The 22,016-nt window shown below is 50.2% G+C and carries 22 protein-coding genes; 7 read left to right on the plus strand and 15 right to left on the minus strand.

The window, feature by feature from the left end; translation table 11 throughout:
* The first annotated feature begins 53 nt into the window (after positions 1-53).
* Entirely contained in the window at positions 54-965 is a 912-nt protein-coding gene (rdgC, locus tag HV229_RS19155; RefSeq protein ID WP_003021479.1) for a recombination-associated protein RdgC, read from the plus strand.
* Between the two features lie 50 nt (positions 966-1,015).
* On the opposite strand, the gene ppnP is transcribed toward rdgC, so the two are convergent.
* The 5 genes from ppnP to HV229_RS19180 form a co-directional block, all read right to left on the minus strand.
* The gene (gene ppnP, locus HV229_RS19160) at positions 1,016-1,300 is read right to left on the minus strand and encodes a pyrimidine/purine nucleoside phosphorylase (protein ID WP_016152010.1); all 285 of its coding nucleotides are present in this window, start codon (positions 1,298-1,300) and stop codon (positions 1,016-1,018) included.
* A gap of 71 nt (positions 1,301-1,371) precedes the next feature.
* Positions 1,372-2,049: an AroM family protein gene (locus HV229_RS19165; RefSeq protein WP_016155840.1), complete on the minus strand. Its 678-nt coding sequence runs from the start codon at positions 2,047-2,049 to the stop codon at positions 1,372-1,374.
* A 247-nt stretch (positions 2,050-2,296) separates the two neighbouring features.
* Positions 2,297-2,488 carry a protein YaiA gene (gene yaiA / locus HV229_RS19170; protein ID WP_016155839.1) on the minus strand — a complete coding sequence of 64 codons (192 nt, stop codon included), beginning with the start codon at positions 2,486-2,488 and terminating at the stop codon, positions 2,297-2,299.
* Positions 2,489-2,514: 26 nt separating this feature from the next.
* On the minus strand, positions 2,515-3,060 hold the full coding sequence (aroL, locus tag HV229_RS19175; protein ID WP_049270204.1) for a shikimate kinase AroL: 546 nt from the start codon (positions 3,058-3,060) through the stop codon (positions 2,515-2,517).
* Between the two features lie 185 nt (positions 3,061-3,245).
* A complete protein-coding gene (locus HV229_RS19180; protein WP_016155837.1) occupies positions 3,246-3,701 on the minus strand; it encodes a YaiI/YqxD family protein in 456 nt (151 codons plus the stop codon).
* A 148-nt stretch (positions 3,702-3,849) separates the two neighbouring features.
* Between HV229_RS19180 and proC the strand changes: the two genes are divergently transcribed.
* Positions 3,850-4,659, plus strand: coding sequence for a pyrroline-5-carboxylate reductase (gene proC / locus HV229_RS19185; RefSeq protein WP_016152005.1), 810 nt, complete (start codon positions 3,850-3,852; stop codon positions 4,657-4,659).
* A gap of 17 nt (positions 4,660-4,676) precedes the next feature.
* Here the strand turns inward: proC and adrA are convergent, their stop codons facing one another.
* From adrA to HV229_RS19210, 5 genes are all read right to left on the minus strand, one after another.
* Positions 4,677-5,792: a diguanylate cyclase AdrA gene (gene adrA, locus HV229_RS19190; RefSeq protein ID WP_088583121.1), complete on the minus strand. Its 1,116-nt coding sequence runs from the start codon at positions 5,790-5,792 to the stop codon at positions 4,677-4,679.
* Between the two features lie 91 nt (positions 5,793-5,883).
* Entirely contained in the window at positions 5,884-6,204 is a 321-nt protein-coding gene (gene psiF, locus HV229_RS19195; RefSeq protein WP_003830956.1) for a phosphate starvation-inducible protein PsiF, read from the minus strand.
* 97 nt (positions 6,205-6,301) lie between these two features.
* Positions 6,302-7,717, minus strand: coding sequence for an alkaline phosphatase (gene phoA, locus HV229_RS19200; protein WP_019076143.1), 1,416 nt, complete (start codon positions 7,715-7,717; stop codon positions 6,302-6,304).
* Between the two features lie 104 nt (positions 7,718-7,821).
* A complete protein-coding gene (locus tag HV229_RS19205) occupies positions 7,822-8,064 on the minus strand; it encodes a sigma-S stabilization anti-adapter protein IraP (protein ID WP_249417767.1) in 243 nt (80 codons plus the stop codon).
* A 249-nt stretch (positions 8,065-8,313) separates the two neighbouring features.
* Positions 8,314-9,510: a multidrug efflux MFS transporter gene (locus HV229_RS19210; RefSeq protein ID WP_047416930.1), complete on the minus strand. Its 1,197-nt coding sequence runs from the start codon at positions 9,508-9,510 to the stop codon at positions 8,314-8,316.
* Positions 9,511-9,811: 301 nt separating this feature from the next.
* On the opposite strand from HV229_RS19210, the gene ddlA reads away from it, so the two are divergent.
* Positions 9,812-10,906 (plus strand): D-alanine--D-alanine ligase, encoded by a 1,095-nt coding sequence (gene ddlA, locus HV229_RS19215; protein ID WP_101700605.1) that lies wholly within the window; start codon positions 9,812-9,814, stop codon positions 10,904-10,906.
* A 25-nt stretch (positions 10,907-10,931) separates the two neighbouring features.
* Here the strand turns inward: ddlA and HV229_RS19220 are convergent, their stop codons facing one another.
* A complete protein-coding gene (locus HV229_RS19220) occupies positions 10,932-11,153 on the minus strand; it encodes a DUF2754 domain-containing protein (protein WP_019076140.1) in 222 nt (73 codons plus the stop codon).
* Between the two features lie 264 nt (positions 11,154-11,417).
* On the opposite strand from HV229_RS19220, the gene HV229_RS19225 reads away from it, so the two are divergent.
* Entirely contained in the window at positions 11,418-11,741 is a 324-nt protein-coding gene (locus HV229_RS19225) for a DUF2755 family protein (RefSeq protein WP_016151998.1), read from the plus strand.
* Here the strand turns inward: HV229_RS19225 and HV229_RS19230 are convergent.
* Both HV229_RS19230 and sbmA read right to left on the minus strand, forming a co-directional pair.
* Positions 11,726-12,829, minus strand: a complete 1,104-nt coding sequence (locus HV229_RS19230; protein ID WP_019076139.1) for a DUF1615 domain-containing protein — start codon at positions 12,827-12,829, stop codon at positions 11,726-11,728. The genes HV229_RS19225 and HV229_RS19230 overlap by 16 nt on opposite strands.
* Positions 12,830-12,845: 16 nt before the next feature.
* A complete protein-coding gene (sbmA, locus tag HV229_RS19235) occupies positions 12,846-14,066 on the minus strand; it encodes a peptide antibiotic transporter SbmA (protein WP_016155831.1) in 1,221 nt (406 codons plus the stop codon).
* 383 nt (positions 14,067-14,449) lie between these two features.
* On the opposite strand from sbmA, the gene ampH reads away from it, so the two are divergent.
* The gene (gene ampH / locus HV229_RS19240) at positions 14,450-15,607 is read left to right on the plus strand and encodes a D-alanyl-D-alanine-carboxypeptidase/endopeptidase AmpH (RefSeq protein WP_115190907.1); all 1,158 of its coding nucleotides are present in this window, start codon (positions 14,450-14,452) and stop codon (positions 15,605-15,607) included.
* Position 15,608: 1 nt separating this feature from the next.
* On the opposite strand, the gene iprA is transcribed toward ampH, so the two are convergent.
* Positions 15,609-16,232, minus strand: coding sequence for a hydrogen peroxide resistance inhibitor IprA (iprA, locus tag HV229_RS19245; protein ID WP_142417645.1), 624 nt, complete (start codon positions 16,230-16,232; stop codon positions 15,609-15,611).
* Positions 16,233-16,322: 90 nt separating this feature from the next.
* Positions 16,323-19,247 (minus strand): autotransporter adhesin EhaB, encoded by a 2,925-nt coding sequence (gene ehaB / locus HV229_RS19250; protein WP_047357669.1) that lies wholly within the window; start codon positions 19,245-19,247, stop codon positions 16,323-16,325.
* Positions 19,248-19,758: 511 nt separating this feature from the next.
* Here ehaB and hemB point away from each other — a divergent pair.
* Both hemB and HV229_RS19260 read left to right on the plus strand, forming a co-directional pair.
* On the plus strand, positions 19,759-20,733 hold the full coding sequence (gene hemB / locus HV229_RS19255) for a porphobilinogen synthase (RefSeq protein WP_016151991.1): 975 nt from the start codon (positions 19,759-19,761) through the stop codon (positions 20,731-20,733).
* A 638-nt stretch (positions 20,734-21,371) separates the two neighbouring features.
* Positions 21,372-22,013 carry a PIG-L deacetylase family protein gene (locus tag HV229_RS19260; RefSeq protein ID WP_047357667.1) on the plus strand — a complete coding sequence of 214 codons (642 nt, stop codon included), beginning with the start codon at positions 21,372-21,374 and terminating at the stop codon, positions 22,011-22,013.
* Positions 22,014-22,016 lie beyond the last annotated feature (3 nt).

Here is a 22,016-nt window from a genome sequence, read left to right on the forward strand (position 1 = left end):
GACAATTCGCTATCATGCCCGCTGGATTTAACGACAAGGCCGTGGAAATTATCATGCTGTGGTTCAAAAATTTAATGGTTTACCGTCTTAGCCGCGATGTTTCTTTGCGTGCCGAAGAGATGGAAAAACAGCTGGCATCAATGACGTTCACCCCTTGCGGTAGCCAGGATATGGCAAAAATGGGCTGGGTTCCGCCGATGGGATCGCACAGCGATGCATTAACGCATACCGCCAATGGCCAAATTATTATCTGCGCCCGCAAAGAAGAAAAAATTCTGCCGTCGCCGGTTATCAAACAGGCGCTGGAAGCCAAAATTTTCAAACTGGAAGCTGAGCAAGGTCGCAAACTCAAGAAGACCGAAAAAGACTCGCTGAAAGATGAAGTTCTGCACTCATTGCTGCCGCGCGCCTTTAGCCGTTTCAGCCAGACGATGATGTGGATCGATACCGTCAACGATCTGATCATGGTTGATTGCGCGAGTGCGAAGAAAGCCGAAGATACGCTGGCGCTGCTGCGTAAGAGTCTCGGTTCGCTGCCGGTCGTTCCGCTGACGATGGAAAACCCCATTGAGCTGACGCTGACAGAATGGGTTCGTTCCGGTACAACGGCACAGGGATTCCAGTTACTGGATGAAGCTGAACTAAAAGCGATCCTTGAAGACGGCGGCGTGATCCGCGCGAAAAAGCAGGATCTGGTCTGCGACGAAATCGCCGTGCATATCGAAGCGGGCAAACTGGTCACCAAACTGGCCCTCGACTGGCAGCAGCGCATTCAGTTCGTGATGTGTGACGACGGCTCGATTAAGCGTTTGAAGTTTAGCGACGAGCTGCGCGATCAGAACGAAGATATTGACCGCGAAGATTATGCTCAGCGTTTTGATGCCGATTTCATCCTGATGACGGGTGAACTGGCGGCGCTGATTAAAAGTCTGGTGGAAGGATTAGGCGGCGAAGCGCAACGTTAAGCCGTACTTACCGAATGGCGGCATAATGTCGCCATTCGTCATTTCTATGCTTACAGATAGCGGCAAAGATAGGATGTTGGCTCTGCCACCTGCAGATGAAACTCGCTGTTGCCCGGTACGTTGAACACGTCCCCTGCGGCATACACCTTCCACTCGGTTTCCCCCGGCAGCAGCACGTTCAGTGCGCCGCTAACGACAGTCATCTCTTCAGGCGCCGCAGTACTAAAGGTATATTCGCCTTCAGCCATCACGCCAACACTGGCGCGGCCAGTACTGCTGCTGGTAAAACCGATCGATTTTACTTTGCCGGAAAAGTATTCATTACTTTGAAGCATACAACTGGCCCTATCTCGTGATTAAGTTGAGAACCAATATAGGGGGCTGACGTTCCACCTGTCACGTAAAATTACGCCAACAGCTCCGAAGCCAGTCGGGCAATCAACACATTAGACAGAAGAACCGGGACATCCAGCGATTTTTGCAGTAAATCACGATGGCGTTGATTGAACCCCAGACAATCCAGCATGATCACATCCGCGCCTTGCTCCAGTAGTTCTTTCCCGGCATCAATTAATTGTTGTTCGGTACCTTCGATCGGATTCGCCACGGCATACACTGGTGGAGTTTGTAACACCTGCCATTTTTGCGTCTGGGCTTTGAGCAATTCGGTGACGGGGACAATAACCCCGACCTGATGCCCATCGACAATCGAGGCCACCAGCGGGGGGATAATACGTAACGGCTCCAGCAGAATACTATTGCGGGCGGTCAGGCGAGCGATTGAGGCGGTACTCATCAGCAGGATCACGTCAAAGCCCTGGTTATCCAGCACCTCCACGATACTTTGCAGCGAGCGCTCTACCTTCTGGCGTGAGACATGCGCAAGTTGGTGGTCGCTGAGCAGCGTTAATAAAGGCTCGTCACCGGGCGAAACGCCATACTCAGCCATCACATCTTCTCGCCGCATCTGTCCAAGCAGACTGTGGTGAGTAATGTGCTGTTCATCGATATATTCCGTCAGGAGCGGTAACACCTCACACATCGGCACCACGCCAATCGTGAGGATAGCCAACGACGCACTCATTTGTTGCTCCACCGTCTTCTTACTTTGCTGTGAAATCCCGGGCAAGTGCCGGGCGCTGACCTGCGCTACAAATGCTCAAAAGCGTAGCAGCTGATCGGCGGTGTATTGTGTAAAGATTCCAAATCATTCCGGTACTGGATTGTTATTGCTTAATTTTCAATTTTAACGGTATACGGCGAAATTTAAGAAAATGTGATGAACGCCCGTCCTGGCACTTTTCAGACTCGTGCCAGGACGGTGCTTAATATCAGGTTTTATCGGGGTCTTCGTAGCGTTTTTTGGCATCCATGGCTTCCTGCGCAGAAGGATGCTCACTGATCAACGTATTCGGTTTAGGGTGATCGGCTCGAAGTTGATACCAGGTTACCGTCTGGCCTGGCGTCCCCTTTTCAACCGTAACAATGTTCGCTTGACGTGGGTAAGGTGGTTTTGTCGGCATAGTTCTTCCTTTTCACTGGATGAACATTAAGTATAGACACCGCCCTGTAACCGTGGCGCTGCCTGCGCCAGTATCTCAAGAATGTCTTCCACCACCTGCGCAGGTTTATGGGTGGCATCAACGATGTAGTGCGCAGCTTCACGGTACAGAACATCGCGCTGGGCGAGCACTTCCTGCACCTCTTCAGTCAACGGCTTACCGGTTAAGGTTGGGCGCAATGCCTCTTCAGGCGTGGCCTCCAGACGATCAACCAGTACTGATACCGGTGCGCTTAAATAGATAACCACGCCGTGGCTGCGCATGTAATGACGATTAAATTCGGTAAGAATGATGCCGCCGCCGGTCGCAACAACCGTTGCCGGGGCTGTGACGGCCTGCAGAGCGCTCGTCTCCTGGGCACGAAACCCTTCCCATCCTTCCCTTTCGACGATCTCCGCCACGGTCATCTGCACGTGCGATTGCAACCAGCGATCGGTATCGACAAACTGGAAATCGATAGCCTTCGCCAGCGCCATACCGGTAGTTGTCTTACCACACCCCCGGGGGCCGACAAGATAAAGAGGTTGCGTCATTACAGAAATTCCCCAGGGAGCCGCGAGCGAGCGGGATCTGATGCGGTTAAAGATATAATCATATCACCAAACTAGTACATCGCCAAAACGTAAAGAAAAAATTACATATAGGGTAGCAGTACCTATTAATCCCTACTATAACAAGAATTCACCATGAATAAAGTGTAAATAATAAATTACATTCTTTATTTTCTGCGCTGTACTTCCAGCCACCACTTATCAAGCTCAGCAGCAAAATGCTGCCTGTCTCGTGGTGAAAGACTGTCCGGCCCGCCGGTCTGAATACCGCTGGCGCGTAGCGTATCCATAAAATCACGCATCATCAGACGCTCACGGATCGTGGCTTCGGTATAACGTTCACCGCGCGGATTAAGCGCCGCCGCACCTTTTTCAATGACTTCTGCCGCCAGCGGGATATCCGCCGTTATCACTAAATCACCGGCACTACACTGACGTACAATCTCGTTATCCGCCACGTCAAACCCGGCGGGAACACGTAATGTGCGGATAAACCGCGAAGACGGGACGCGCAAACTTTGGTTGGCTACCAAAATAAGCGGCATCTGCATGCGTTCAGAAGCGCGGTACAAAATATCTTTAATCACATTCGGACACGCATCGGCATCCACCCATATTGTCATAATTTCTCCCCACTGATGTGCAGTTGCACATTGTCGCGTGCTTTTACTTGCAGGCAAAGTGCTGTTTATCCTTCTGCACGTATTCAATCCGCGCTAAGCTTAGCTTTCCCAGGTAAAACAATGAATATCACGCATAGGGAGTGACAAAATGGACAAGAAAATCGGTTTTATCGGCTGCGGTAATATGGGCAAAGCGATACTTGGCGGCATGATCGCCAGCGGCCAGGTTCTCCCCGGACAAATCTGGGTCTACACCCCTTCCCCCGATAAAGTCGCTGCATTGCACGACCAGTACGGTATTAATGCGGCGCAGTCTGCGCAAGAGGTCGCGCAAATCGCTGACATTGTTTTTGGGGCCGTAAAACCAGGCATCATGATTAAAGTGCTGAGCGAAATTACCTCCAGCCTGAACAAAGACTCCCTGGTCGTCTCGATTGCCGCTGGCGTCACCCTCGATCAGCTCGCCCGCGCGCTAGGCCATGACCGTAAAATCATTCGCGCGATGCCAAACACGCCGTCACTGGTGAATGCCGGAATGACTTCCGTCACACCGAACGCCTTAGTCACGCCAGAAGACACCGCCGACGTGCTGAATATCTTCCGCTGCTTTGGCGAAGCGGAAGTCATTGCGGAGGCAATGATTCATCCGGTCGTTGGCGTCAGTGGTTCAGCCCCGGCTTATGTGTTTATGTTTATTGAAGCGATGGCGGACGCCGCCGTGCAGGGTGGCATGCCTCGCGCGCAAGCTTATAAATTCGCGGCGCAGGCAGTAATGGGTTCGGCGAAGATGGTGCTGGATACGGGTAAACATCCCGGAGAACTGAAGGATATGGTGTGCTCGCCTGGTGGAACCACCATTGAAGCGGTACGCGTCCTGGAAGAACGAGGTTTTCGTTCATCAGTGATTGAAGCGATGATTAAGTGCATGGAGCAGTCGGAAAAACTCAGCCGCTCCTGAGTTAACACCGCCGGACGTCAGGCCGCCGCCTCAGTGCGGTTACGTCCGGAATTCTTTGCTTTGTAGAGCGCCATATCCGCCGACTTTAACCATTCTCGATAATGCTCGGTTTCTGCGGTCAGCGGCGCAACGCCCACGCTGATCCGCAGAGCAACCTGCGGCGCGCAGGATAAACGCAGTTGGCCAAGTCGTTCGTGAACGCGAGACATCGCCGCAATCGCGCTGGTTGCCGGCGTGCCGCACATAATCACCGCAAACTCATCACCGCCAAAGCGCCCGATCACGTCGCTACCGCGTAAGGTCATCTGCAACTGGCGGGTCAGCGCGACAATCGCCTGATCCCCAACGTCATGACCCCAGGTATCATTAATGCTCTTAAAATGGTCGATATCGATAATCAGTAACGTGGCGTCACGCTGGTAGCGGCGGCAATTATCAAATTCATTACGCAGTAACAGTTCCCAATGGCGGCGGTTGTACACCCCAGTCATGCCATCTCGCGTACTCATCACCTGTAAACGGCGTTTATGTTCCGCCAGCTTGATGACCGTCTGGTAGCTGACCCAGGCAAACAGCAGCGGATAAATCACCAGCACCGGCAGCGTCAATAGCACGCTAAGTTGAGTACTGCTAAAAGCGACGGAGATATCGGTTAACTGTAACGTCACCAGGCATGAAACCATCATCAAAACGGCGCCTGCGATGAATATTCGCATCCCGCCTGCGCCCATCAGGTTGATGCAGATAATCATCAGCAGCGCCGTGGATGGCAACAGGTTTACGCCCATAATCCCTATCCACATACCGGCAAGAATGGCATCGGCTTTTAAGTTGGTAAATTCGCTATGCAGAGGATCGTCGGCTTTGCTGGCCAACTGCCAGGCCAAATGCGGCCAGACAAACGCCCATCCCACCAGTAATAGCCACCAGCCACCGGTAATGGGCTGAGCAACTAATACCGACGCGATAGGGAAAAACATTCCCCCCAATCCCACCGCTCGCGGCAGCCTGATTCGTCGGGCGAATCGCAGACCGGAACGTTGGTGGTCATTTTGATGAAGCGATAAAAATGCTTCATTCGGGACGACCTTCTTTTGATAAAAGTTTTCATCATTCATTGTATTTGGGAATATTCTGAAACAAATTTCCCAAATTATAGGAAGGGGTCTGGTGGCGGAAGTATGATATTTCGGGTGAGCGATTTTACCTGCTCACCCGTAAGTGCTACGCAGATTTCTTCAGGCAAGCGCTCATAAATTTATTACGATCATCACCTTTCAGAGACTGCTCCGTCGCCTTAACGTTACATTCACGCATTTTTTGCTGCTGCGGCGTCAGGCTCTTTTCCTCCGGCGCAGATTTACTGTTTTTCAGGCAATCACTCATATATGTCTTACGCGCATCCCCTTTTAAGGTCTGCGCCGTTGCCTGCTGATTGCAGGTGGTCATACGCTGTTGTTGCGGGGTTAAAGTCTTCTCGGCAGCACCGACGGTAGTTAAAAAAATCAGACCAAAAAGCAGCGTCATTAATAATGTAATTTTCATAGCATCCTTCTTTTCTGAACGACAACACACAGGTAAGTTTGGCTGCTAACGATAAAAATACCACCCGGCGGCAAAAGTATTGCCGCCGGGCGTCGGGTTATTTCAGTCCTAACGCCGCTTTCATGGTGTAAAACAGGTCGGTTTGATCGGTCAGGCCGACCACATTCGCCGCGTGCGGGCCATAGGCTGCAATTCGCAGCTGGCTGCCGGTGTGCTCCTGAGATTCCTCTTCAGAGTTGCCGTAGCTGATGACCATGACCGCGCCATCTTTGGTGTTCAGCGCCTGGGTCAGGCCTGGTGCTTTGGTATCCGGCGCGACAATCTGGCTGGCATGTGCGTGGTCAGCGGTTACCACCACCAGGGTGTTGCCATCTTTCTTCGCAAAGGCAAGCGCGCGCTGTACCGCTTCGTCCAGATCGACCGTTTCGCCAATCTGTCCGCACGGGTTGGCGGCGTGGTCCTGTTTATCGATTGACGCCCCTTCCACTTGCAGGAAGAAACCTTTCTCATTTTTGCTTAACAGCTCAATCGCTTTATCCGTCATCTGCGCCAGCGTTGGCACGCTGTCGTCACGCTTTGGATTTGGCGTACAGGTCACAACCGGCTTATCCAGATTGCCATGATAAGACGCTTTCGGACCTTCCCAGCGCACGGGCATATTGCCGTCAGAGAACAGGCCCAGCAGCGGTTTATCCTGATTAGCTTCGGTAATCGCCGCCAGCGTCGCGGTATCACTCACCATCTGATAACCACGGGCCAGGGCTTGTTCACGCAACGTTTTACCCTGCCACTCGCCCGCCGCAGCGGTTTCCGCAAACGTTTTGGCCCCGCCGCCCAGCGTAACGTCAGCCCGGGCATTCAGTAATTGTTCGGTGATTGACCCTTTACCGCCTTTTTCCAGCGCATTGGTTGGGCATTTTTCACGTGTCACGCCTGGGCCATAGCACTTACGCGAAGTCACATGGGCAACCAGCGCCGCCGGAGTAGCATCCTGCAATTCAGCGGTAGAAACGTTGCCCGTCGCCAGCCCCGCCGCTTTTGCCATTTCAAGAATTGTGGCGTGATCTTTTTCATGAATATCAACGCCCAGCGCGCCATTATAGGTTTTCACACCGGTGGTCCACGCCGTCGCGGATGCCGCAGAATCCGTCACATAATCGGGTTTACCCGTTTTCTTATCCAACGCATAGTGCGTGTATTGTCCGGTCAACGGTAAAGCATCAATTCCTTTAAAAAAGCCGCCTGCGCCTTCGGCATAATTTCGCGCGGCCGTTATTTCTGAGTCACCCATCCCATCGCCAATCAATAAAATAATATTTTTGGCAGGTTTATCGCTCAGAGATTCGCGCAGAGCCGCCGTTTGATCGGCAGACAATCGGCGGGCGCCGCCCGGCGTGGTGATATCACCCTGAGCGGCACGATTATCCATAACCGCTATGGCAGAGGTTTCTGCATTAATAACCGGGGTAAACAGCAAAGGTAACAGGGCAATAGCGAGTGCGCTTTGTTTCACTTTATTTTCTCCATGTATAAATACGGTAAAATTAAAACAAAGCGACTATAAGTATTTGATGTGACACTTTTATGATAATTTGTGGATGACGCACCACGGATTACTCAAAACGCTTTTGGCACACTCTCGCCAGTGTTATGAACGTTGGTCAGAAACGCAGGCATACGGCCTTCTCCAGCCAAAGCCCCCTCAATTTGGCGAATAAATATTTGCCGATCGTTACACGTCATATTGCGCAGCATTTCGATGATTACCTGCTCCAGCGTTTCAACCTGCGCCGTCAGTTCTTGCGACTCTTCTTCTTTTTGGGCGAGCTTAAGTAACAACTCAGTAACGAGATTTTTCATTTACGTATTCCCTTAACCAAATATAGGCCACGTTATCATTAAGACTCACAACTGCCTAGTGGATGAAAGTTGTATTTTCATAAGAAATAAAACGTTTTGCGAAAACAATCACAACACAAAATAAGGGAGAAGGAGTCTTAGCGCAGAATTATTCCATATAAAAGGGTAAGGTGATTAATAATCACCTGGATATATAAATGCATAATGATGGATTAACAACGCTGACTGGCAGCGTTGTTAATCAGGTACTCAGCGTGCGCAGCGCCGACGTCGCAACGCGATAGCCAGTTGCCAGATGTTGATAAGCACAATGCTCGCCGTGGCAATAAACACCCAGCGAAAGCCCGCCATTGCCGAAACTGTTGCCCCCATTAATGGCCCGGCTACGTTGCCGAGGTACATAAATGACTGGTTATAACCAAAAATGCGCCCGGTTATCTGGTCGCTGGAGTATTTTACCAGCAGCGTCTGCACCGCGGGCAACATCGCGCCGTCGGCAAAGCCGAGCAGAAAACGTAAGATCCCCAACTGCAACGGCGTAGTGACCCATGACATGGCGAAAAACAACACGACGGCGAAGATTAACGTTGCCATTAAAATCCGCTCGGTCCCAATACGATCGCCTAATTTACCTAGCCGGGGCGCAGAAATCAGCGCCGAGATGCCCGGAACCGAAGCAATCAGCCCGCTGAGAAAGGCAATATTAGAACTGTCTGGGACCATTGATTTAATAAACAGCGCCAGAATCGGCCCAATTGAGCCGTTACACAACTGGATCACCATCGTAGTAAAAAACAGGCTGATCACCAGCGTCGGATAAGGCAGCGAGGCAAAGACGGCCTTCCCGCTCAGGCGTTCGCTTTTTTTGATTGTCGGGCGCACACCTTCTTTAATTAAGAACAGCGTGACCAGAAAACTCACTACCAGCAAAGCCGCGGTAATACAGAATACCGCCCGTAAGCCAACGTGGTCGGCAATAAAGCCCCCCATCAGTGGTCCGCCAATAACGCCGCTAATTTGCGCCGTCGAGAGCGTACTCAGCGCCCACCCGCTGCGTTCGCGCGGAACCTGTGAGGCTACCAGCGCCATCGCATTGGGAATATAGCCAGACGTTAACCCCATGACCCCACGCAGCAGAAAAAGCTGCCAGACGTTAGTGGCAAAGGCCTGCAGTAAAATCGCAATCGCCATACCCAAAGAGGCCCGCAGCAGCATCAGCTTGCGTCCTTTACGGTCGGCTAAACTCCCCCACATCGGAGAGACGATGGCTGAAATCAGGAAGGTGACGCTAAACGTTAAGCCAGACCACATTGAGAGTGCTTCATGGGAGCTTACCCCCAGTTGGGAGATATAGAGCGGTAAAAAAGGCAGGATTTGGCTGATTGCCAGGCCGGTGAAAAAGCAACCGAACCATACGGAAATGAGGTTGACTCTCCAGGATTCCATAGGGACTCATAACGATAAGTAGCTGAAAACTGCGAGCAGCTTAACAAATTACTTAGCCAAATAAGGGTCCACAGGTGCGATATATCACAGTTTAGGATTTTATCTTCCCGCTCATCATATTTGTGATATACCTCACATCAACCCCACAATATCAGCAGGGGTTTATGCTCCGCGTCCGTTCTGCGCGTTTGCGCTTATCTGTTCCTCTGTTGCCCACCAAAACAATCTGCCAGAAGCCGAGGAAACCTGCGTTTTGTCGTGGTAATGTATGTGCTTTGCATTCATGGAATGGGTTTTTAAGATGGCAAAGTTGCGGGTAGGAATCGTATTTGGTGGTAAATCAGCGGAACATGAAGTGTCATTGCAATCGGCAAAAAATATTGTCGATGCCATCGACAAGACTCGCTTTGACGTTGTGCTGTTAGGTATTGATAAGCAAGGGCAATGGCACATTAGCGATGCCAGTAACTATCTGCTCAATTCAGATGATCCAGCGCATATTGCGCTGCGTCCTTCCGCGACCAGCCTGGCTCAGGTCCCGGGTAAACAAGAGCACCAGTTGATCGATGCGCAAAACGGTCAGCCACTGCCAACGGTCGATGTTATTTTCCCGATCGTACACGGCACGTTGGGTGAAGATGGCTCTCTGCAGGGTATGCTGCGCGTGGCGAATCTGCCGTTCGTCGGTTCTGATGTCCTGGGTTCTGCGGCCTGTATGGATAAAGACGTGACCAAACGTCTACTGCGCGATGCCGGATTAAACATCGCGCCATTTATTACGCTCACCCGTGCCAATCGCAACCGCATCAGCTTTGCCGAGGTGGAATCCCGCCTTGGCCTGCCGCTGTTTGTGAAACCAGCCAACCAGGGCTCGTCCGTTGGCGTCAGTAAAGTGACCAGCGAGGCGCAATACAATCAGGCCGTCGCGCTGGCATTTGAATTCGACCATAAAGTCGTGGTGGAACAAGGGATCAAGGGCCGCGAGATCGAATGCGCGGTGCTGGGCAACGATCAACCGCAGGCCAGTACCTGTGGCGAGATCGTGCTGAACAGTGATTTTTACGCTTACGACACCAAATACATTGACGATAACGGTGCCAAAGTGGTTGTTCCGGCAGCGATCGCACCGGAAGTTAACGATAAGATCCGCGACATTGCTATTCAGGCTTATCAGACGCTGGGCTGCGCCGGTATGGCGCGCGTGGACGTTTTCTTAACCGCAGAGAACGATGTTGTGATCAATGAGATCAACACGCTGCCGGGCTTTACCAACATCAGCATGTATCCAAAACTGTGGCAGGCGAGCGGCTTAGGCTATACCGATTTGATCACTCGCCTGATCGAACTGGCACTGGAACGTCATGCGGCGGATAGCGCGTTGAAAACCAGTATGTAAACCCGCCTGGATGCCTGATCGATAGCTATTGGGCATCCTTTGCTTCTTCTTCATCTTCCACGCGGCGACGGATAATTAATCCAGCCAGCCAAAAGCTAATCACCCACGTCACCAACCCCACCGCATAGGTCTGCCATCCCTGCGCTTCAAAACCCAGTAAACCGACCACACCGTTCAGAATAAAGATAAGCCCAATAGCGAAGGCATAGTAGTGCCAGTCTCGGCGGATTTTAACAGGCAGGTTCATAACGGCTCCGGTGGAAATACAACGTGAAAGCGTATCCTCGCACATTTCCTCATAGACGTCTGTGGCCTGTGCGGAATTTCTGAAATGTAACTTAATTTCACTTAAGGTTACGTAATTGTGACAACCAGCAAAAAACCGAGATCCAGGAATAATCTCTACCTGAAATTACCATCATTCTGATATTGACATTGCCGATCACCTGTCAGACTCACTGTCAGTTCCAGGCATCACGTCAAAAAAAGCAGGTTATTTCCGGAGGTCTTTATGGCTGATTTTACGCTCTCAAAATCCCTGTTTAAGGGCAAGCATCGGGATACCTCCTCCCTGCCCGGCAACATTGCGTATGCCGTATTTGTGCTGTTTTGCTTTTGGGCAGGCGCGCAGGTTTTAAATCTGTTGGCCCACGCTCCCGGCATCTATGAACAGCTGATGCAGTTGCAAATGCAAGAGACAGGACGCCCACGAGTTGAAATTGGCTTAGGCGTCGGTACCCTTTTTGGGCTGGTCCCTTTCCTTGCCGGAAGTCTGATTCTTGGCGCCATCGCGGCATTCGTGCGCTGGCGCCGCCGTCATCATAATGATGACTGACCCATACATTTCGCCCGACGATCGTCCACCCGTTTCGCAAACCACGCGGTAGTCAGATTACGTGTAATCTTCGGGCTTTCCAGCTGAATGCCTGGCAGCATTTCACGGGGTAGCGCTTTCCCAGTCTTCGCTTCCGCCAGCTTATAGACCTTCTCGTACAGCGCGGTATCTTCAAAAGCCAGACTGTCACCTTTTTGCAGTTGGCGGTGGATCTCACTCTCGCTCATCCCCAGCTTGCCGGCCAGTTTACGTACCGCCAGCTCGGTTTTGCCCGGCTCGCTGCTGCCGTAGAGAATCAAGTCACCATCCATCGCCAGCTTCACTCCGCTGGCTTTACTGACCGCATTCTGGAAAGCCGCATTGCGGCTGGCATACCATCCCGCATTGAAATCGGCGAAACGGAAGATTGGCGCGCTGTAATTCGCCGGGTAGTTAAGCAGATGATACGTACCGAACCACAACCCACCGCGGCGGCTGAACACTTCCTGACGAACTGTTCCCGCCATTTTCCACGGATACCCGTCGGCGTGCTGCTCGGCAAACGCGATACTGACCTGCATTGGCCCACCGGTATGTACCGGATTAAGCGAACCAAACAGCGTCTGCCCCATCGGTACCATATTGATAAAATCATCAAAAATGGCGCTAAGCTGTTTTTCCGTTTTCACCGTATCCAGACGCTCGCTGTAGCTTTTCCCCGTTGGCGAGTTAATCTTCAGTGCGGTATGCACCACAAACTGCGGGATATGCATACGCTCGGCGCGCCGGTCGATCTCTTTCCAGGCGATTTTACTTAAGTTTGGAACGGCCGGATCCGCCTGATAGTTTGACTCCTGTTGCGCGACCGCCAGCACCGAACAGATATTTTCAACCGTCGGCGCCAGCTTCTGGCTTTCAAACGTCTTCGCTAAATCCTGCGCCCATGCGTCCCGGTCTTTCACGCTGGCGGGCATTTTCTGGCGCACCACGCTCGCCACATCGACGGCTTTCTCCCCTTTTTTTAGCGGCTGCGCGGGTTGGCTACTACATCCCACCAGCACCAGAGCGGCCAGACCGGACAAGGGGTAAAGACGGGAAACCGTCGACATAACATCTCCTTTTTTATTAACTAAGCGTATGGGTAACTTCCTGAATATCCTGGCCATCAAGCTCACGTTCAAAGCTGCGCAGACGCTTATAAATAGACATCAGTTCGACTAACGTTGTCCAGGAGTTAATCAAATACTGGAACGAGCCGCGCACCTGGCCAAACACGTTGGTGATTTGCGTCATCAGGCCGAGCGTAATCGTACCGGCAACAATCGACGGAAACAGCAGGAACAAGCCGAAAACGTTATCAACCTGCAGGTATAGAATACGGGCGATATTGAAGTACATATAGTGAAAATAGAGGCGGAAGTAGTTCTGGCGCACCGCATGGAACAGTTCACGCACCGTCGGCGGGGTCGCACGATTAGCGTCATCTTCACCGTAAACCAGTTCTTTACGGTAGGCCGCTTCCACGCGCTGGTTTTTAAACTCCAGCCCCGGAAGTTTGATGCCGACTACCGCCAGCAAGCCGGTTCCCATCAACGACCAGACAATCGCGGCAATCACCAGGCCATAAGGAACATGTCCAACAATTGGCAGGTCCGGCACATGGGCTGAGAGTGTGACCAGTACAGGTAAGAAGGCAATCAGCGTCATAATCGCATTGATAAAGCTGACCCCCATATCTTCAAGCGTGGAGGCAAAACGCATGGTATCTTCCTGCACACGCTGCGCCGCGCCTTCGATATGACGCAGATGCTGCCAGTGCGCCATATAGTGTTCGTTCATTGCGGTACGCCAGCGGAATACATAGTGGCTGACGAAGAAGTTGTTCATCACCCCAATGACCACGGCAATCAGCGCAATGCCAAGAAAGATGCCTACTTCATGATAGAACTGCTCAATCTTCACCTTATGCGGCGCACTCAACGCGGATTGAATCAGATCATAGAATGGCGCATACCAGGCGTTGACGGCGACGCCAACTTCAACCAGAAACCAGGTCACGAAAATAATCAGCGACGTGCCCAGTATGGACCAGTACTGCCAGCGGTGCGGACTGTAGATAAACCAGAACAGCGCGAACACACCAACACAAAGGATGTAATACGCATAAAAAATCAGGTAATCCAGCGACCAGAATCGGGCCGCGCTAATCGGTACGTCTCCCGATGCGCCGGTAATATGCGCAACCCAGGCTCCCCCACCTCCTTGCCAGAATACAACGGCGACCAGTGCCCAAATAAATGCCGAAATAAAGAACGGCCCCGGCTTTGGGAAAAAAGACTTAAACATAGTGCTCTCCTGCTAACTTCTTATCGTTATGACGACTGCTGTGTATTTGCCACCGTGGAGTGCGGCGGCCAGACGGCTTACGCCCAAAAACACAAGCTGAAACCGACAAGTGTGACCAAAACCGCGGCACTTAGTTCGCACCCGGGTATGAAGAATTGTTTCTGTGATTTTCACACTCGACAACGTTCCAGCAAGTGCAGATTATCACAGCGTGAGATCACAAAAGCGAACATCCGTAATCCGGGAAACGCTCGCGTTTACTCATCGTTACGTTTTTCACACTATCATTGGCTGATAAGCGCTTTGCAATACGCCGATGAGTAGTATAAATACGCATACGCACGACATCCTTTTTCACTTTCTCTAACTCATGGACACCACCGTTGAAACGTAGTCTGCTTTTTTCTGCCGCGCTGTGTGCGGCGTCATTGACATCTGTCCAGGCGGCACAGCCTATAACCGATCCGGTCTTCGCCTCTGATATCGTCGATCGTTATGCCGACCATATATTTTACGGCAGCGGTGCTACGGGGATGGCGCTCGTGGTGATTGATGGTAACCAGCGCGTATTTCGCAGCTTCGGCGAAACACGCCCTGGCAATAACGTTCATCCGCAGCTGGATTCCGTTATTCGAATTGCCTCTATTACTAAATTAATGACCAGCGAAATGCTGGTGAAATTACTCGATCAGGGTACGGTTAAACTCAACGATCCATTGAGCAAATATGCGCCGCCTGGCGCGCGCGTGCCAACTTATCAGGGTACGCCGATTACGCTGGTGAATCTGGCGACGCATACCAGCGCGCTGCCGCGCGAACAGCCTGGCGGTGCGGCGAAGCGCCCGGTGTTTGTCTGGCCAACCCGTGAACAGCGCTGGAGCTATCTATCAACCGCCACGCTTAAAGCCGCACCGGGTTCGCAGGCTTCTTATTCCAACCTGGCGTTTGACCTGCTGGCCGATGCGCTGGGAATCGCATCCGGAAAGCCTTATCCGCAACTGTTTGAAGAAAAAATTACCCGTCCGCTGGGAATGAAAGATACCACCTTTACCCCATCCCCCGATCAATGCAGACGCCTGATGGTCGCGGAAAAAGGTGCCAGTCCTTGCAACAATACCCTGGCGGCGATGGGCAGCGGTGGTGTTTATTCAACGCCCGGCGATATGATGCGCTGGATGCAGCAGTATCTCTCATCTGATTTTTACCATCGTAGCCAGCAGGCCGACCGTATGCAGACGCTGATTTATCAGCGTACGCAGTTAACCAAAGTGATAGGGATGGATGTTCCAGGTAGAGCCGATGCGCTGGGTTTGGGCTGGGTCTATATGGCACCGAAGAATGGGCGACCAGGAATTATTCAAAAAACCGGTGGCGGCGGCGGCTTCATTACCTATATGGCGATGATCCCACAGCAAAACGTCGGGGCATTTATCGTGGTGACCCGTTCTCCGCTAACCCGATTTACCAATATGAGCGACGGTATCAACGATCTGGTTGCAGAGTTGAGCGGGAACAAACCGCAGGTTATTCCTGCATCCTGACTTAATACTCAAAAGGCAAACGGTTAATGCTCACCAGTTTGCCTTTATTCATTTCAATGTAACCACCTTTACGCAATGCCGCGAGAACCTCAGCGACAACTGAGCGTGAAATTCGCGTGCGTTGGTGAATATAGTTCATGACGCCGATACGCGAACGCAGTACGTCGTCCCATTTCATCATGGATATCAGCGTCGCGCGGATCTGATCGTAGGAGTTATTGCCGATCAGCTGCAGATCGCGCAACTCAAACATGGAATTTTGCCATGCCAACCAGCAAAAGGCTTCACGCCAAAGCTGGCATTGTTCAATTATATTTATCGTTTGCGAAGCAGGCAGGTGGTATCCCGTACAATTACTTTCGGTTATTAATTTGTATTGTACATCTGTTTTCATCACGCCATCAGAAAGGCCCATAATAAAAGGCGCCTGTGCAATCCCGACCAGCACGCTTTCCCCTCTACGTAAGGAAACAACACCACTTAAAATAACAAAAGTTTCGTCACTATTAATATCGCTGGAAAAAATTATTTCTTTGTCGTTATCACACTCAAAGTGCTTACCATATTTCGCTAAACATTTATCAAGCTTACCAAACTCAAGAAGAGGTTTATTTGAAGATAGCATGTGCGAATTCCTTGCAAGAAATGCCCGTCAAATGCGTGACGGGCATTATTTCTAAATAAAATTACCTTTTATTTCTCTGCAAGAAAGTTGTTACCAGGTATATTTAACACCAACGTTTGCAGACCAGTCTTGATCGACATCACCGCCACCGAGGTAATTAGCATCGGTGTACGCGCTGAAGTTCTTGGTGAAGCTGAACTGAGTACCCAGCCCAACGCGTACCGCAGAACCTTCTACGCCGTTGTCGATAGAATCACCGTTTACATCAGAATCGTTGTTAGAGTCGTCGTAAACGTAGGCCAGTTTGAAGTACGGGGTCAGCGCCTGGTCATCGCTGTAGGCGAAGGTATAACCCGCATCTACACCAAGTTCATAACGCATGCTGTCATAAGACTGACCGTCAACTTTCATGTCGTTGCTCAGCTTATAGTCATCACCAGACTGGAACAGACCGGATACGCTACCGTAAGGGGTTACGTAACCTGCTTCACCCAGCTTCAGGTCATAACCCAGTTTCAAGCCGAAGCCCCAGGCATCAGAAGAGGTGCTGCCATCAACATACTGACCGTTGCTCATGCTGGCAGACAGATCGTTGTTGAAGTGGGAGTAGCTTAAATTACTGTCAACAAAGATGTTGTTCGCAAAACGAGCAGAAGAGTAGAAATAGGCAGTCTGGCTATCCTGATCTACCTGACCGGTACGATCACTCATGTCACCTTTCGCGAAGCCTGCCGCAGCACCGACAATCCACTTAGCGTTGTTACCATCGATTTTGGAATCAACACCGACCATGATGCCGTTAACATCCTGATCATAGTTAATGTTGCCGTTATCCGCATCGAAGCTGCCGCCGAAGTAGCTCACCCATGCACCACCGTTATCTACCAGACCATGACGCGCGTTAGTCAGACGAGTACCAACGGTGTCTTGCTCCAGGTTCCAGATATTGGTGTTGGCAGACGGAATACTCAGCGCCATGTTCGCGTAGTCGGTCAGCTCCATCTGCTGCAGAACAACGGTGTTACCCTGCTGCTGAGCCTGATAGGTGTAAGCACCCAGGTCTGCTTTGTTGGCTGCAGAGAAGGTTGCGGTGCTGTTCTTGTCGTTAACGTAGATCAGCTCGTTACCCTTGTAATCGGTAACAGAACCTGCGCCAGTGGCGTTATCGATGCGAACTTTATAGTTACCGGTTGCCGCTGCTACGTGATCACCGTAGTTATCAACTTCAGACTGATCGCCTGAGGTGTCGGAATCACCGTTACCGTTGATAGTCAGATGACCATCAGAGTTCATCGCGATCACGCCATAACCGTAGTTAGCTTGGCGCGTATCGTTAGTACGATCGTTGGTCAGGTCAGCATTCAACACATAGTTAGCGCTGTTGATGTCGAAAACACCCGCATTAACATGGTTGTAAGCGTCGGTGTAGCTGGTCAGATTCAGGGTATCAACCTGCAGTGCGTTACCGGTGCTGTTGCCCACATCCAGAACGCCGTTGTTGGTGACGTTAATGGTATTGGCATACAGCGCGGCATTAAGCACATTCCAGCCAGCAGAGACATCATCAGCAATCGTTACGGTACTGTTGTCAATAGACAGCGTATTAGTCGCAACACGACCATCTTCATTGATGTTCAGTGCGGAAGCACCGGTCAGAGAGATGGAGTCAGAAACCAGCGCAGAATCGCCCACGTTGACAACGGAACCGCTGTTGATGCTCAGGGTGTCAATCAGAGAAGTTTTGGTGGTATCCCACTGGGAAGCGCCGTTCAGCGTCACGTTGAACAGACCGCTCTGATAAACGGTATTGCCAACCACATGACCATTTTCGTCATAAGAGGATGTGTTGCTATCGATACCGTAGGTTGAAGAAGGCCACAGGCTGTTGGCAGCGATATCAATCAGCGTAGGAGTGGCTTCAGTGCCCTCAGCATAGCTTTCGTAAACGCCATCACCATCAACGTCAACCTGATGGACGGACATTGCCGCACCAACCCACTTGCTGCCGTGGTTCAGGGTCAGATCCAGACGGTCAGTACCATCCCAGCCGTTGGTATCCAGATCGGCATCGGTATCACGGTAAGTATCAGCACCGTTCGGGAAGAAGTTCTCATCAAAGTTGCTGGAGAACAGCACATCGCCCATCAGCGTAGCGTTATCAAACGTGGCAGTGGTCTGCATCGCGTTATCTGCATTGGGATTAGCAATAACCGCCAATGCGATATCATTCGCGTTCCAACCGTTACCGTTGTAGTCGCTCGCATTGCTGGTGTTACCAAACCAGCCGGATCTTCCTTCATCAGACCAGGAACCAGAGGTCAGGGTAGAGTCGGTAACAGCGATAGTGTTGTTAAACACTTCGCCGCTGTTTACGCCGGTGATGACGGTATTATCGTCAATATCATCCCACTCATAACCTTGAGTCAGGGTAATACCCGCGACGTGAGAGTTGTTGGAGATAGACAGATCAACTTCTTGATCCAGAGTGATAGCCGTACCCAGGTTATAAACGTCGACAACGTGCGTATCAGCCACGTCATTATAGGTACCGTTGTAGGTATAATGTTCGTAGTTGTCATCGATAGTGGAGTTGATGACATTCATCGCCAGACGGTCGTAGTAATAGTCGGTACCCGTACGGTTAGTACAATCCGTGGTCATACATTCGGATGTCACCATTCCGTGAATGGTACTGTTTTTAATCGTCAGGCTGTTATAATTGCCGTTAGTTGACAGTCCATCATCCAGATAATAAGTAGAAATAACGCCGTTGACAGTAGCGTTATTGATTACCGGATAAATATCACCGTTATAAATGCTATCAGTGCCGTAATTGTTCCAACCGACATAGCCATCGAAGTAAACGTCATCAACATGTGATGCGTCATTATAATGGGTGAACGTTGTGTACGTAGTTCCAGAAATATCAGTAGAAGCATTCGCCTGAGAAGTGATTGCCAAAGTACAGGCTAATGCTAATTGTGAGACTACTAGTTTCTTTTTCCAAGTGTGCATTTGTCATCCCTCCTCAGGGACGTAATATAGTTGATCCATCAATTATCAATGCAAAGAAAACATCTTATGTTTCGCGGAGACGATTATGCGGTTTCACAAAGTAAAGGTTCAATTATTCTTTGCTAGTCGTCCGAAACCGGACAACACTACGAATATCCTCACCTCTGACACAAAAAACAAAAAAAACTCATTCTTTCAATGAAATACCGTACAACACATCTCTGAATCATATAATTAACAAATAACTCACCACACACCAAAACAAATAAACAATAAATAAAGAGGAATTATCACCAGCCCTACACAAATAAACATATCGATATTTAAAATAATAAAAATAGAAACAAGCAAAACAATGAATATAAATAACTTGCCATAAATGTGAATAAATTGCTCTAATGATTCAGCCTTCCACGATGGAAAATCCAGATATAACGCCAACTTTCGTAAACCACCCACCCTCAGGTTCGGGTATACTACGGCCTTCGATTCCACAAACATCAGGCATACCATGACAGACCTAATCCAACGCCCTCGCCGCCTGCGCAAATCACCTGCGCTGCGCGCTATGTTTGAAGAGACAACACTCAGCTTAAATGACCTGGTGTTGCCGATCTTTGTTGAAGAAGAACTCGACGATTACAAAGCTATCGAGGCCATGCCCGGCGTGATGCGCATTCCAGAGAAGCATCTGGCGCGCGAAATTGAACGCATTGCTAATGCAGGCATCCGCTCGGTTATGACCTTCGGCATTTCCCATCACACCGATGACACTGGCAGCGATGCCTGGAAAGAAGACGGTCTGGTGGCGCGCATGTCGCGTATCTGTAAGCAGACCGTACCGGAGATGATCGTCATGTCCGACACCTGCTTCTGTGAATACACCTCGCACGGTCACTGCGGCGTATTATGTGAGCACGGCGTTGATAACGATTTAACCCTTGCCAATCTCGGCAAACAGGCGGTCGTTGCCGCCGCTGCGGGCGCAGATTTCATCGCCCCTTCCGCCGCAATGGACGGCCAGGTGCAGGCGATTCGCCAGGCGCTGGATGCCGCGGGCTTTACCGATACCGCGATCATGTCCTACTCCACCAAATTTGCCTCTTCTTTCTATGGCCCATTCCGTGAAGCCGCAGGTACCGCGCTGAAGGGCGATCGTAAAACCTATCAGATGAACCCGATGAACCGTCGGGAAGCGATCCGCGAATCGCTGCTGGATGAAGCCCAGGGCGCAGACTGCCTCATGGTCAAACCGGCTGGCGCATACCTCGATATTCTGCGCGATATCCGCGAGCGCACCGAGCTGCCGATTGGCGCTTATCAGGTCAGCGGTGAATACGCGATGATCAAGTTTGCAGCCCTCGCGGGTGCCATAGATGAAGAGAAAGTGGTGCTGGAAAGCTTAGGCTCGATCAAACGCGCTGGCGCGGATCTGATCTTCAGCTACTTCGCACTGGATCTGGCTGAGAAAAAAATCCTGCGCTAACTTTATTGTGCCATGCCGGGTGGCGTAAACCATCCGGCCTGTTATCGCCAGCCTAAAGATTCTAACGAGTACCAGCGCTCAGCTTCTTGCTGTTTATGATTCATTCTGAAAGTAATATCCCCTCTGAAATTCATCATTACAATCAATATCAATTATTCGTAAATGAATACTAAAATGACATATGTATTCCATTCTTCTATTTGAAGGTATAGTTACAGTACAATCTAATAACTTCATCATCTAATTATAAAAAACCAATCACTCAGAAAAATAAAACCAGTAAAAAAAAATTAATGCATTCATTTTTCTTATTGATTAAGAAAAGACATCCTAACTTTCAATAAATATTATTTTTTGACTAATCAAATTACACATTGTAATATCTTTATTACGACAAACACTAATCCATCCCGTCTTTCCAACAAGAGCTTTAAATATCTGCAAAACAGAGGTAATGATACCAACGTGTTGATTTCGTATTTTCACTGACACCAGGATCATCCTGATGTTACAAGGATTGAATGACTACAGATTAAAATAGTCATCAACAGGTTGACAGCATTACCCAAAACAGATATTGTGTTTATATTCATTGAACACCCAAATAACACTCTCATAGAAAAGTGAAGGATTTGCTCATGGTTACATCATACCAAAAAGGGATATTAGCAATCGGTGCCCATCCGGACGATATTGAACTCGGATGTGGTGCCTCGTTATCCCGCTTAATAAAAGAAGGCTATCACGTTACTGCCGTCGTCATGACCGCAGGGGCTGAAGGGTGCGTTTTAAAAGCCGACCGACACGCAGAATCTCAATCGGCATTAACATCATTAGGCTGCCATCAGATTTTTCATTTTCATTTTGAGGACACACGCACACCGTACTTTGTTGATACGATGATCAAATCACTTGAAGACGTCATCACAAATCACATTCCCGCACAAATCAACATCGTGCGAACTTATACTATGCATGATTCTGACCGGCATCAGGATCATCGCGCGGTACATAAGGCTTCTATCGTTGCCTGCCGAAATATTCCCCAGGTTCTCGGTTATGAAACCCCCAGTACCTGGCTGACGTTTGTTCCCCAAGTCTTTGAAAAGGTCAGTGAAAACTGTTTCATTCAAAAACTTCGTGCGCTTTCATTTCACCAAAGCCAGCAGCAACGTGATTATATGCGTACAGAACGTCTGCGTACCGTAGCTCAATTCCGAGGGCAACAGGCCGGATGTGAATTATCTGAAGGTTTTGTTGTTCACAAAATGATTCTCTAATTA

The organism is Citrobacter sp. RHBSTW-00524 (assembly GCF_013747755.1).
In the GTDB taxonomy this organism is placed as follows: Bacteria; Pseudomonadota; Gammaproteobacteria; order Enterobacterales; family Enterobacteriaceae; genus Citrobacter; species Citrobacter braakii.